The sequence below is a fragment of the Thermodesulfobacteriota bacterium genome (assembly GCA_036397855.1).
Taxonomy (GTDB): Bacteria; Desulfobacterota_D; UBA1144; order Nemesobacterales; family CSP1-2; genus DASWID01.
Genome location: DASWID010000132.1, coordinates 1 through 11,929, shown reverse-complemented (window position 1 = coordinate 11,929; position 11,929 = coordinate 1). Strand labels below are relative to the sequence as shown.

Below are 11,929 nucleotides of genomic sequence, written 5' to 3'. Positions count from 1 at the left end.
TGCTTCGTTCTTTAGCCCATTCAGATTAAGATTCTTGTATAAACTTGTTATTGAGTTATGAGCGTCACGTATTTGTTTATATGAGAATAACGAGTTAGTGACGAAGCTCTATGTCAAACTTAAATAAGGAAATTAATAAACCTCATTCCGTTATACTTTTGATTCATTGTCGAGATAGAAAAGGGCTTGTTGCGTCGGTGACGGAATTTGTATTTAAAAATAACGGTAATATTCTCACCCTCGATCAACATGTCGATTCTCAGAAGCAATTTTTTTTCATGAGGGTCGAGTGGGACCTTGGGGGTTTTTCTATTCCGAAAGAAAAAATCGGAGAATATTTCGATACCCTGGTTGCGCAAAGGTTTGAAATGAAGTGGAGGCTTTATTTCTCAGATGACACGCCACGCATGGCTATATTTGTATCTAACCTTCCACACTGTTTGTATGATATTTTATCAAGATGTGAGTCAAATGAGTGGGATGTTGAGGTGCCTCTGATCATAAGTAACCATCCCGACCTGGAATCGGTCGCTAATAATTTTGGCATCGATTATCATGTATTTCCGATCGACAAAGAAACCAAGCGTGAACAGGAAGAAAAACAACTGAAGGCTTTAAAAAAGTATAAGATTGACTTTATCGTTCTTGCTCGATATATGCAGATATTAACTGAGAATTTCGTATCAAAATTCGAGAATCGAATAATCAATATCCATCATTCATTTCTGCCTGCGTTCCCCGGTGCTAAGCCTTATCACTCGGCCCACGAACGTGGGGTAAAGATTATCGGAGCTACCAGCCATTATGTAACCGCTGATTTGGATGCAGGTCCGATCATAGAACAGGATGTTGTCCGAGTCAGTCACAAAGACTCGGTTGAAGATATGATCAGAAAGGGGCGTGACCTTGAAAAGCTAGTTCTCTCACGGGCGATCTCTTACCACCTGGAACGAAAGATCCTGATTCACGATAACCGTACATTGGTATTTAACTAGAGAATGAGAAGAAAATGGGGACTGTACCTTCACGGACTGTCCCCATTTTTTTTAGCCTGATCATCCTGAGCTCAGTCGAAGGATGATAGTTAAGTAATAGTTAACTATTTTTCGTTTTTATATAGAGGACGATTTGAAACGAAATGAACCAGAATATTCTCTCATATTTTCTGAAAAATGTAAGTTTTGTAAAATTACAAAGGAAGAGCTTGAGGCCTACAGGGTTTTTGAAGATAGAATCTCTATTGGTATCCTTGACCACAGACCCCTTTTCCCCGGACATGTTCTTCTCATGCCCAAAAAGCATTACATCACGATCGCTGACCTTCCAAATGATTTGATTCAAGCATTTTTTTCTAATCTACAGCTAGTCTCTAAAGCAGTTCAGCAAGCCATGGAATCTCAGGGTACATTCATAGCCATGAATAATCGTGTAAGCCAAAGCATCCCCCACCTTCACGTTCACATTGTTCCCCGAAATAAGGGTGACGGATTAAAAGGTTTTTTCTGGCCACGGCAAAAGTATTCGAGTGAGGAACATAAAACCGAGGTCCAAAGGATAATCTCACAGACTATATCTATGCTTTTGGATAAATAATCGCAGCTAGAAGCTGCTCCTACCTTGTCGTTCTAGTGAATACTAATTATGTAGGAGCACCATCCCTCGTGCGATTAATTTCGCGGCTGGAAACCGCTCCTACGTTAATGTAGCGCCCCTTAGGAGCACCGTCCCTTTTGATTTGACAGGCTCAGTGTGAACGATTCAAATAATCCGTGCATCCTGAGCTCTGTCGAAGGATGGGCCGGGGTTTTCCAACCCCGGATCTGGAGAAAATTATTCCATTAGAATGCGGGACAAGAATGTCCCGCCTATCGTGTTGGGTTTAGCGTTTTTACCCGTGCATCCCGACCCTGTGCAAGGTCGAAGGGTTAATCGATGGATGTTTCTCTTTTTTATTGTAGAGACGCAAAATTTTGCGTCTATATTCCCGACATGATCAGAGTCCGATGTTTGATTATAGTTATATCCGAAGTATAATTTATCTTTTCAAAAATATTCATGTCGGTTTTATTGAAAAAATACTTCTAAAACAAAGAGGATTGCGCTTAGATGAAATTTCAGGGTACTGATACATACATTTCAACCAGGGAATTGGATTTGGCGGTGAATGCTGCTATAACACTGCAGAGACCGTTATTAATCAAGGGTGAGCCGGGTACGGGCAAGACACTTTTAGCGTTTGAGATTGCAAAGTCATTAAATAAGAATCTCATTACATGGCATATAAAATCGACTTCAACCGCCCAGCAGGGCCTTTATGAATATGACGCTGTATCGAGGCTGCGAGACTCGCAATTGGGTTACGAGGGAGTAGAATACATCGCCAACTATATAAAGAAGGGAAAACTTTGGGAGGCGTTTGAAGCCGAGGACCAGGTGGTCTTATTGATTGATGAGATTGATAAGGCGGACATAGAATTTCCAAATGATTTGCTTTTAGAGCTGGACAGGATGGAATTTTATTGTTATGAATTGCAACTCACGGTAGTAGCCACGCACCGGCCTATTATTGTAATAACGTCGAATAATGAAAAGGAACTTCCCGATGCTTTTCTAAGGAGGTGCTTTTTCCATTATATTAGTTTTCCAGACAAAGAAACTTTAACAGCTATAGTAAATGTTCATTATCCCGGTCTCGAAAATAAATTGATCGATAGCGCCCTAAAGCTTTTTTATGACATGAGAGAAATCCCAGGATTAAAGAAAAGGCCATCCACAAGTGAACTGATTGACTGGTTGAAGTTACTAATCTTCGGGAAAATTACATCAAAGGAGTTGTCATCTATTGATCTAACCAAGGAAAGGCCACCCTATTCCGGTTCCCTACTCAAGAATGAGAAAGATCATGAACTTGTTGAAGGTTTAAAATATCGGTTTAGAAGGTAGATTTGATTTGGAGAATCGGATTCGAATGCAACTCCGTCTGTGGGGTTACGTTGCATCATCAATATTGTTAGGAATTAGTAAGTGTCATTAGGCGGAACCCTGAGTTGCATCGAAGGGGACGAAGCAATCCCAAAAAGGAGATTGCTTCACGGAGCCAGCACTGAGTAAATCGAATGTGTTCGCAATGGCAGATAATGGGAAGTCGATTAGTTCCCGAAGACTATACTCGGTGAAGCGAACGTACAAGAAATGTCAGCAGAGAGTCTGTAATAACCTGAGGAGATCTATTGGTTTAAGATTATGTTTTTAGACTTTTTCCTACTGCTGAAGAACGACGGCTTGCCGGTTACAATAAATGAATACCTAACCCTGCTCGAAGCCCTAGGGCGGGAAATAGCGGAATATAACGTAGATGACTTTTATTACCTAAGTCGTTCTGTCTTAATCAAACACGAACAGCATATAGATCGTTTCGATGTACTATTCGGAAGGTATTTCCGGGGAATAGAGACCATTGACAACGAGCAATTTATGAAGATCCCCGAAGAATGGCTTAGAAGGGGTATGGAGAGGATATTGACCGAGGAAGACATGGCATTGATCAAAGCAATGGGTGGGTTGGATAAATTGATGGAGCGTCTTAAGGAGCTTATGAACGAGCAGAAAAAGAGGCATGCAGGCGGGAGCAAATGGATTGGAACGGGTGGGACGTCTCCTTTTGGGGCTTATGGATATAACCCCGAAGGCATCAGAATCGGACAGACTGAAAGCAGGAACCGTCGTGCAGTGAAGGTTTGGGATAAAAGAGAGTTCAAAAACCTCGATGACAGCGTTGAGCTCAGTACGCGAAATATGAAGATGGCTCTAAAAAAATTGCGTTTACTCACACGGGAGGGCAGGGAAGAGGAGCTTGATCTGGATAAAACCATTGAAAAAACTTCTAAAAATGCAGGTGTGCTTGAATTGGAGATGATCCCATCCCGAAAGAACAATGTAAAGGTTTTATTATTTCTCGATGTCGGCGGTTCAATGGATGATCACATTGAGATTTGCGCACAGCTGTTCTCAGCAGCAAAATACGAATTCAAGCACCTGGAGTATTTCTATTTTCATAATTGTTTATATGAATCTGTCTGGAGAGATAATGCCAGGCGCTGGGATGAGAGAATCCCCACCTTTGAGGTTCTGCATAAATACAACAGTGATTATAAAGTCATTTTGGTAGGGGATGCATCCATGTCGCCATATGAGTTAATGTATACAAATGGAAGCGTTGAGCATAACAATGATGAGGCCGGCGTTACCTGGTTGACAAGGCTTAAAAATCAATATCCCCACATGGTCTGGCTAAACCCTGTCCCGGTGGACTATTGGAGATATACGCAATCTATTCAAATGCTAAGGGAGTTTATGGAGAACCGAATGTATCCTCTCACACTAGCCGGGATTCAGGATGCGATTAAGGTTTTGAAAACTAAATCCCGAACCGTCCAAATCAATTGAGTATTTATGTTTTCCTTTTCATGTTAGTAGATGAATTGAAATGGTCTTGCCTATTTTTCAGGTTAATGCGTTTACAGACAAACTGTTCTCAGGAAATCCCGCAGGAGTCTGCATTTTATCTGAGCCCAAAAATGATAAGTGGTTGCAGAATGTTGCGAGAGAGTTAAATTTCGCAGAGACTGCATTTTTACTAAAGCAGGGTTAAGTCACTTAATGTTATGGGGCCGGGGCTTGCGATGATTGGGCTTATCCACACGGTAACATTGCACCTTAACAATTAAGATTTTTTCGTTTATGTTGGGAAATAAATGGTTATTTTGTTTCATTTACTATCTTGCTGATTGTACTATAGTGTAGTCCAAGAACCTTACCAATATCTGCTAGTGTATATCCATATCTCAAATGAGCATTTCGTATAACACGGTCCCTGGCGTTCTTGGACTTACTACCAACTTTGTCGAATAATTTCCTCAATGGGGGACGTTCTGCGACTTTCTCTTTCTGTGTCAATTTCTCTTTTTTCTTTACTCCCTCAAGGTAAGGCTCAAAATCGGATACGAATTTTTCATCCCCGAGAAGGATCTGTCTTCTTACTCTATCCCACGGCTTAGGCTTTTTAATCGCCTGCTTAACATGGGATTTGTATTTCTCATGTGCGGTCTTCAATTGCTTTCCAAACTGCGAGAGTATCCACTCGTTAGTTAAAAATGAAGGTGCGTTTACAATACCGGCGGTTGCTTTGTAACTGCTCCATTTGTAATTGCCGGGCGATTTCACCACTCTCAGGCGAACTGGATTCACGACCACGTGGGTGGCGAGATCAAGGAGATAATTTTTCTTGTCGATTAGAATACCCTTAAACCTTCCCTGAAAGACATGACCCGCTCGTCGATGCCTCCGATTAAAATTCTGAGTGTATATACCATTTAATTGACGCATTCCTTGCGAGAGATTGCCCTTTGGTGTTTCAATTAAAAGATGGTAATGATTATTCATCAAGCAGTAAGCGTGACAGCGCCATTTGAAACGATCAACCAAAAGACCCAACAATTCAAGAAAGTCTTTCCGGTCTTGTTCATCTTTAAAGATAGGTCGGTTTGCATTACCTCTGCTGGTGATGTAGTAAACAGCGCCAGGGTATTCGATGCGTATTGGTCGTGCCATAACTAAAGTATATTGCATAAATCGATTATTTCAAGGTTAGACCCCGAAGATTTCTCCCAAATCAGATTTAGGGTACAGCGTGTCCGGTGCAATAATCGAGATAAGTAGTGTTAAGGCTAAATAGGGGTCAGGGCTTCAGTAATGGACGAGCTTATTTTTTTCCAGTTGTGTGCTTTCGAGTTTGTTAAGGTTCTGCTTAGGACAAGATTTGTACGTCGATTTGAACGTATATATCTTTGAAAAACATCTATGGACTGATACCCCCATCACACCTAATATGCTGCCCGTTCGGGGAACAGGCACTACATGATCATGCCAAAATTCTACATGTGAATCCAACCTTAAATCGCGATAAATTCAATTCAAATAAAACAGGGTCGTACGTCTGCATTAAACAAAATAAACGTTATATATTGCTCTCAATTAATCTTTGAATTTCGACATCTCCCTAAGAAATGAAATTAATAGGGTCGGTCCACCATTTATTTGGGCAAGGGCAAGTACTTGAATCTTTATGGCAGCGCCTAGCCTGTAACTGTCGGGTTTTGCCAGCCTCTGGTAGGTGAAACTGTCTGATCAATCTCCTCTGAGCCCCAGTTATTCGGCTCATAGTCATAGACCGGGGTGCTGGTCTTCAACAACTTTTCTTCGCAATGTTGTCGCGAGCCCGGGCGCGGAGTTGGTCGAGGTTCCAGTCAGACCTTGCCACGCCGATGACCGGCACGTTGAGGTGGCCGGGTTTCAACATCGCATGCAGCGCCGGAAAGATTTTCTTGTAGGCCAGGTCGCCTGTTGCACCGAAGAAGACAAGGGCATCTGAATGCAACCCGTTCATGATTTCTCCTTATTTCTTTGATTTTTCCAGGTGTCCACCGAACTCGTAACGCATGGCCGACAGCAGTTTGTTCTGGAAATCTGCTTCGCCGCGCGAGCTGAATCGCTCATAGAGCGCCGTGGCAAGAACAGGCACCGGCACGGCCTCGTCGATTGCGGCCTTGATCGTCCACCGTCCCTCGCCGGAGTCTGAGACTCGCCCCGCGAAGCCCGAAAGATCCGGGTCCTGAAGCAGAGCAGTCGCCGTCAGGTCAAGCAGCCACGAGGCGATCACGCTACCGCGGCGCCACACCTCCGCGACGTCAGGTAGATTGAGGTCGTACTGGTAGTGCTCGGGGTCGCGCAATGGGGTCGTCTCGGCGTCGATCTCATGCTTCTGCTTACCCACATTGGCGGCGCGAAGAATGCCCAGCCCCTCTGCGTAGGCCGCCATGATGCCGTACTCGATGCCGTTGTGCACCATCTTCACAAAGTGGCCAGCGCCGTTCGGACCGCAGTGAAGATAACCCTGCTCCGCGGTGCCGCCGACCTTCTCTCGTCCCGGGGTGCGCGGTATGTCGCCTAGCCCTGGCGCCAGGGTTGCGAAAATTGAATCGAGATGCTTGACAACTTCCTGCTCGCCACCAATCATCATGCAGTAACCGCGTTCCAGGCCCCAGACACCGCCGCTTGTCCCCACGTCCACGTAGTGGATTCCCTTCGGCGCGAGTTTCTTCGCGCGCCGGATGTCGTCCACGTAATAAGAATTTCCACCGTCGATGAGGATGTCTCCTTCCTCGAGACGAGGCAGGAGGTCGCCGATGGCATTGTCCACGACTGCCGCCGGTATCATTAACCAGACCGCCCGTGGCTTCTCGAGCTTCCTAACGAGATCCTGGAGCGATGAGGTTCCCACTGCCCCCTCCTGGCCTAATTCCTTCACCGCTTTCGGCCCCCTGTCAAAGACCACACACCTATGGCCTCCCTTGAGAAGCCGTCGCACCATGTTTCCCCCCATCCTTCCAAGACCAATCATTCCGAGTTGCATAATTACCTCCTTTTTTAGAACAGCATGTTATATTCTTTGAGTCTAGTTCACTGCTTAGTCTGTGCCAGCTCGCAGCCGCTTCATGGCTGTAGCAACCTCCCACGTAATGTTCTTGGCCCGCGAAACATTCGGCAGCTTCCGGAATTTCGCACGGCTCACTGGGGAGCCCATGAACTTCGGGACTCCAGTCGGCGTCATCCAACAGTTGCAGACCTTGTTGTCGTCCTTGATGCAGGCGCCATGGATTCCGCCAATTTTCTCCCCGTACCCCAAGCGCGGCACCTGCAAGCTCACGCTTGAAGTGGTGATTGAGTAGTTTGTGAGATGGTCGTTTTCGCGCAACTCGTGGTCCGGATCGACCAGTAAGACTACTGGGACTGGTGGTATCACGATACGGCCTCCAGTGCGTCGCTCACGATCTGTTTTGCCTCGCTCACAATGGCGTTGAGGTGATCCTGGTCCTTGAAGCTTTCCGCGTAAATTTTGTAGATGTTTTCTGTGCCGGAGGGGCGGGCCGCAAACCAGCCGCTGGCGGTTACGACTTTTAGGCCACCGATGGGGGCGTTATTGCCCGGGGCGCGGGTCAGCTTGGCTGTGATTGCCTCGCCAGCCAGGTTCGACTCCCTGACGTCCTCGGGCGACAGCTTTTCAAGCCTTGCCATCTGCTCAGGTGTCGCCGGCGCGTCGATGCGCGCGTAGCACGGCGTGCCGAACTCCGCCGTCAGATCGCCGTAGTGCTCGCCCGGGTCCCTACCCGTTCTGGCGGTGATCTCGGCGGCAAGCAGGTCCATGATCAGACCGTCCTTGTCGGTGGTCCACACGGTGCGGTCGTACCGCAGGAAGCTCGCCCCTGCACTCTCCTCGCCAGCGAAGCAATACGACCCGTCGAAGAGTCCCGGCACGAACCACTTGAAGCCCACCGGAACTTCGGACACGTGGCGGCCAAGCTTTTGCACGACCCTGTCGATCATGCTACTGCTGACTAGCGTCTTGCCAACAAGGGCCCGGGCCGGCCAGTGTGGTCGGTGCGTCAGCAGGTAGCGGATGGCTACGGCCAGGTAGTGGTTCGGGTTCATCAACCCTGCGGCGGGGGTGACGATTCCGTGCCGGTCCGAGTCCGGGTCGTTGGCGAAGGCGACGCGGTACTGGTCTTTGAGGCCGACGAGTCGGACCATGGCATACCGGCTGGAGCAGTCCATGCGGATCTCGCCGTCGTGGTCGACAGTCATGAACGAGAAGGTCGGGTCGATAGCCGGGTTTACGACGGTGATGTCGAGTCGGTACATGGAGTTGATCGGCTCCCAGTAGGGCCTAGCGGCCCCGCCAAGCGGATCCACGCCCAGCTTGAGGCTGGCGGCACTGATGGCCTCCATGTCGATGACGTTCCGCAAGTCGTCGACGTAGGGGAGAACGAAGTCTTCCTCATGCGTGGTGTCCGCCTTGATGGCCGCAGCAAACGGCACCCGCCTTACGCCGGCATTGCCCCTACGCAACAGTTCGTTTGCCCGGTCCTCAACCCACCGCGTCACGTCGGTGTCGGCGGGGCCGCCGTTGGTCGGGTTGTACTTGAAGCCGCCATCCTCCGGAGGGTTGTGCGACGGAGTCATGATGATGCCGTCCGCTAGGTGCGTCTTGCGGCCACGGTTGTGCACAAGGATGGCACGCGATATGACGGGGGTTGGAGTCACTCCGTCGTCTCGCTGGATAAGGGTCTCCACGTTGTTGGCCGCCAGAACCTCGAGCGCTGTGCATTGGGCCGGTGCGGACAGCGCGTGCGTGTCCTTGCCCATGTAGATGGGACCGTCAGTGCCCTGACTTCGACGGTAGTCGCAGATGGCCTGGGTGATGGCCAAGATGTGGGCCTCGGTGAACGTGCCACGCAGGGACGAGCCTCGGTGTCCGCTGGTTCCGAAGCTTACCATCTGGTTTGGGTCACTGAGGTCGGGCCGACGTTCAAAATACTCCCGTTCGAGGCGAGCGAGATCCACCAGCATCTCCTTGGGGGCCGGCTGGCCTGCGAGCGGTGAGATCATTACGTTGTTTTTCAGTTCACTCACTACGGCACTGGGCATGGTTCCACCTTCCAGATCCCGGCGGCGTACTCGGCGATGGTGCGATCTCTGGAAAACTTCCCACAGCCTGCCACATTCACTACGGCCTTCCGCGGACTGGCCCCGGTCGGATCGATCACGTTGTCGAAGACGAGGTGCCGCTCGTAGAACGCGTTGTCCGTGCCAGCCAACTGCTTCGGGCCGCACCCGTATTGAGTGACGATTTTCGCTAGTTCTTTAGATACCGTTGAAGCCAGGGGTATCGCCTTGGTCTTTGTGTCCCTCATAGTATTTATCAGATTTAATGCACGCAGGCTTTTACTTTTCTATTTTGTCACAAAGAGGAGCGTCATGTCAAGCCATCGGGTCTGCTGATAATTGGAGTTCCTACAAGTAATAATTCGTATCACTGCAATTTAGGAGATATTACGAGGAATCCGTAATATCTGTGAGTGCTCACGAGGGTGTTCCAGGCCGGAATCGGGGAATTTGCCCTGAATGCGGAGGCTGTCTAGTCATTCGTGTGGCGAAAACTGGTAAACATGCAGGTAATAAGTTTTGGGGCTGTTCAAATTTTCCAAAATGCAAGGTTATTCAAACGTATGAGGATTAATCAATATTTAGACCGCTTAGCAAAAGTGAGAGCTTGCATTAAAACACAGAAGCCACTTTCTCGAGATCCTGACCTGCCGGAGTTGGGGGTTGTTAATAGAACATGTCATGGTCATCGAATACACTATCAGTAATTCAAAACATGTAGGGACTGATGCCTCACCAGTCCAAAATGCCCGTTTGGAGAACGGGCGCTGCATGGATGCTTGCGAATAAAAGAAATCAGGTGCTAATCTTCTCCGATCGCAATGAAATTGAATCTGCTGTCCTGGGGTGCAGGCGGCGAAGATGTGTTGAAGAAATACACGATACCCCCCCGCTGCTCGGTGCCTTTATAAACACGTGCCTTATATTATAAGCGTTATTATCGAATCCAATGGGCGTTATATTTACCGCAGGAACACTTGTAAAATCCTGGCTAAACTCGATCGTATACACACCAGCGCTAACTCTAGCACTTTGAAAAACCGCTCCCTCCAGCACGTTCCCGTTAGACTCGACTTGACCATATATTGTCCTTGTTGCCATAAAAAGTCCTCCTTTTTTATCTATGCTAGAATCTTGGTTCCCGTACTATTTTCCCGAGGCGACCCAACGAGTAGTAGGCCTCCGAAATGATGTAATGTTACACGACTATTAGGACGTATAATCACAGAGATATTAACATAATGTGTAGTTGTTGCTTTACCCAATTTGTTTACAAAGGCTATTCCTGTTCGCATTATCTCTCAAAAGAAAAGCTCTTGTCAAAAAACTTCCCCTTTTACCGACCATTTCTTTGGAAGGGCGAACCCCGTAACACCCATAAGCCTCTTTTAACCCTATGTATTCTATTTATCCTTTGGCCACACCAAGCGTGAGTCAAATCGAAATTCTTCAATTTTTGAGATAGTAACACGTTTAATATCTGCATGCGCAGGATTGATTAGAATATTAAATTCATTTTCGACAACCGCGGAAGGAACACGAAGCGACAGGGTTTCATTCGATAATGCCCATTTTGTACCTATTTCAGCCAGTTCTGAAGGCGGTGGGTAATCCCTCCAGTTATTAGGTAAATTGCAGGGCAGAATATCTTTTGGCTTTATCAAATCGGGTATTTTAATTGAAGCAATGCTGAGATCGCCTGGAATGATTGATATGGGCACGTGTACCAAATACTCTACAGTTGCTAACGACCTGTTTTCAGAAGCGTATACTATGCCTATACCCTTATTATTCCACCTTCCTCCATACAGTCTTGCACCGATACCAGACAGATCACTAATATGGCGAGTCTTAGCAATACGATAAACGATCATCAAGCATCAAGAGAAAACGCCGTGCTCAATTCGACCCAGTTCATCAAGCACCATTTCCACTCCGAACCTTGAGCTTAGCAAGCTCGCTGGTGTTCTGTTATCAAGAGGTTTACTGGGATGGTTCATCCAGGATAGGAACTTATTTTTATCCTCAAATACCTCTTTCCCCTTGGCTGCCACTTCAGCAATCTGTAAAATTTGCTCTGAAACAATGCTATTGAATTTATCTTCGGATGAGTATCTTTGTATAGTGCGCTCACTAACCGGAAGAAGGTCAGCCATTTGACTCAATGTAAAGGATAAGAAATTTGCGAGATGGGCCAGCGCATTTTTGGAAATCCCTCTTTTGCTTAGTTCAATCATGTCCATCCGATTACGAATTCTCTTCCTCAGAACCTTCTCGCCACCCAAGACTTTTGTAATACCCGAAACTCTCATTTTTAACCCCCTAAAAAATCTAAATGCCATTTGTCGTAAATATACCGTCAATTGTC

The 11,929-nt window shown here is 47.1% G+C and carries 14 protein-coding genes and 1 pseudogene; 6 read left to right on the top strand and 9 right to left on the bottom strand.

Going from position 1 to position 11,929, the window contains the following annotated elements; all coding sequences use genetic code 11:
* Positions 1 to 110: 110 nt before the first annotated feature.
* The 5 genes from purU to VGA95_10815 all read left to right on the top strand — a co-directional run bounded on the left by purU (position 111) and on the right by VGA95_10815 (position 4,651).
* A complete protein-coding gene (purU, locus tag VGA95_10835; protein ID HEX9667033.1) occupies positions 111 to 995 on the top strand; it encodes a formyltetrahydrofolate deformylase in 885 nt (294 codons plus the stop codon).
* A gap of 133 nt (positions 996 to 1,128) precedes the next feature.
* Positions 1,129 to 1,593: an HIT family protein gene (locus tag VGA95_10830; protein HEX9667032.1), complete on the top strand. Its 465-nt coding sequence runs from the start codon at positions 1,129 to 1,131 to the stop codon at positions 1,591 to 1,593.
* 513 nt (positions 1,594 to 2,106) lie between these two features.
* Positions 2,107 to 2,943, top strand: coding sequence for a MoxR family ATPase (locus tag VGA95_10825; protein ID HEX9667031.1), 837 nt, complete (start codon positions 2,107 to 2,109; stop codon positions 2,941 to 2,943).
* Between the two features lie 300 nt (positions 2,944 to 3,243).
* Entirely contained in the window at positions 3,244 to 4,446 is a 1,203-nt protein-coding gene (locus VGA95_10820; protein HEX9667030.1) for a VWA domain-containing protein, read from the top strand.
* 40 nt (positions 4,447 to 4,486) lie between these two features.
* The gene (locus VGA95_10815) at positions 4,487 to 4,651 is read left to right on the top strand and encodes a PhzF family phenazine biosynthesis protein (protein HEX9667029.1); all 165 of its coding nucleotides are present in this window, start codon (positions 4,487 to 4,489) and stop codon (positions 4,649 to 4,651) included.
* A gap of 107 nt (positions 4,652 to 4,758) precedes the next feature.
* Here VGA95_10815 and VGA95_10810 read toward each other — a convergent pair whose 3' ends face one another.
* From VGA95_10810 to VGA95_10785, 6 genes and pseudogenes are all read right to left on the bottom strand, one after another.
* Positions 4,759 to 5,628 (bottom strand): transposase, encoded by an 870-nt coding sequence (locus VGA95_10810; GenBank protein HEX9667028.1) that lies wholly within the window; start codon positions 5,626 to 5,628, stop codon positions 4,759 to 4,761.
* 634 nt (positions 5,629 to 6,262) lie between these two features.
* Positions 6,263 to 6,445, bottom strand: a pseudogene (locus tag VGA95_10805) (glucose-6-phosphate dehydrogenase).
* Between the two features lie 9 nt (positions 6,446 to 6,454).
* Positions 6,455 to 7,471, bottom strand: coding sequence for a decarboxylating 6-phosphogluconate dehydrogenase (gene gnd, locus VGA95_10800; protein ID HEX9667027.1), 1,017 nt, complete (start codon positions 7,469 to 7,471; stop codon positions 6,455 to 6,457).
* Positions 7,398 to 7,673, bottom strand: a complete 276-nt coding sequence (locus VGA95_10795; protein ID HEX9667026.1) for a hypothetical protein — start codon at positions 7,671 to 7,673, stop codon at positions 7,398 to 7,400. Before VGA95_10795 ends, gnd begins: the two co-directional genes overlap by 74 nt.
* Positions 7,674 to 7,857: 184 nt before the next feature.
* Positions 7,858 to 9,543 carry a phosphoglucomutase (alpha-D-glucose-1,6-bisphosphate-dependent) gene (gene pgm, locus VGA95_10790; protein HEX9667025.1) on the bottom strand — a complete coding sequence of 562 codons (1,686 nt, stop codon included), beginning with the start codon at positions 9,541 to 9,543 and terminating at the stop codon, positions 7,858 to 7,860.
* Positions 9,528 to 9,809 carry a glycogen/starch/alpha-glucan phosphorylase gene (locus VGA95_10785; protein HEX9667024.1) on the bottom strand — a complete coding sequence of 94 codons (282 nt, stop codon included), beginning with the start codon at positions 9,807 to 9,809 and terminating at the stop codon, positions 9,528 to 9,530. The genes pgm and VGA95_10785 overlap by 16 nt, the downstream gene beginning before the upstream one ends.
* A 161-nt stretch (positions 9,810 to 9,970) precedes the next feature.
* On the opposite strand from VGA95_10785, the gene VGA95_10780 reads away from it, so the two are divergent.
* A complete protein-coding gene (locus tag VGA95_10780; protein ID HEX9667023.1) occupies positions 9,971 to 10,135 on the top strand; it encodes a topoisomerase DNA-binding C4 zinc finger domain-containing protein in 165 nt (54 codons plus the stop codon).
* Positions 10,136 to 10,356: 221 nt separating this feature from the next.
* Here the strand turns inward: VGA95_10780 and VGA95_10775 are convergent, their stop codons facing one another.
* The 3 genes from VGA95_10775 to VGA95_10765 all read right to left on the bottom strand — a co-directional run.
* Positions 10,357 to 10,662, bottom strand: a complete 306-nt coding sequence (locus tag VGA95_10775; GenBank protein ID HEX9667022.1) for a hypothetical protein — start codon at positions 10,660 to 10,662, stop codon at positions 10,357 to 10,359.
* A 302-nt stretch (positions 10,663 to 10,964) separates the two neighbouring features.
* Positions 10,965 to 11,435, bottom strand: a complete 471-nt coding sequence (locus tag VGA95_10770) for an RES family NAD+ phosphorylase (protein ID HEX9667021.1) — start codon at positions 11,433 to 11,435, stop codon at positions 10,965 to 10,967.
* Between the two features lie 6 nt (positions 11,436 to 11,441).
* The coding region (locus VGA95_10765; protein ID HEX9667020.1) for an antitoxin Xre/MbcA/ParS toxin-binding domain-containing protein at positions 11,442 to 11,929 on the bottom strand (488 nt) is incomplete at its 5' end.

Coding starts and splice junctions, on each gene's coding strand:
- purU (HEX9667033.1), top strand. CDS start 111: ATGTCAAACTTAAATAAGGAAATTAATAAACCTCATTCCGTTATACTT.
- VGA95_10825 (HEX9667031.1), top strand. CDS start 2,107: ATGAAATTTCAGGGTACTGATACATACATTTCAACCAGGGAATTGGAT.
- VGA95_10820 (HEX9667030.1), top strand. CDS start 3,244: ATGTTTTTAGACTTTTTCCTACTGCTGAAGAACGACGGCTTGCCGGTT.
- VGA95_10815 (HEX9667029.1), top strand. CDS start 4,487: ATGGTCTTGCCTATTTTTCAGGTTAATGCGTTTACAGACAAACTGTTC.
- VGA95_10810 (HEX9667028.1), bottom strand. CDS start 5,628: ATGCAATATACTTTAGTTATGGCACGACCAATACGCATCGAATACCCT.
- gnd (HEX9667027.1), bottom strand. CDS start 7,471: ATGCAACTCGGAATGATTGGTCTTGGAAGGATGGGGGGAAACATGGTG.
- pgm (HEX9667025.1), bottom strand. CDS start 9,543: ATGCCCAGTGCCGTAGTGAGTGAACTGAAAAACAACGTAATGATCTCA.
- VGA95_10785 (HEX9667024.1), bottom strand. CDS start 9,809: ATGAGGGACACAAAGACCAAGGCGATACCCCTGGCTTCAACGGTATCT.
- VGA95_10775 (HEX9667022.1), bottom strand. CDS start 10,662: ATGGCAACAAGGACAATATATGGTCAAGTCGAGTCTAACGGGAACGTG.
- VGA95_10770 (HEX9667021.1), bottom strand. CDS start 11,435: ATGATCGTTTATCGTATTGCTAAGACTCGCCATATTAGTGATCTGTCT.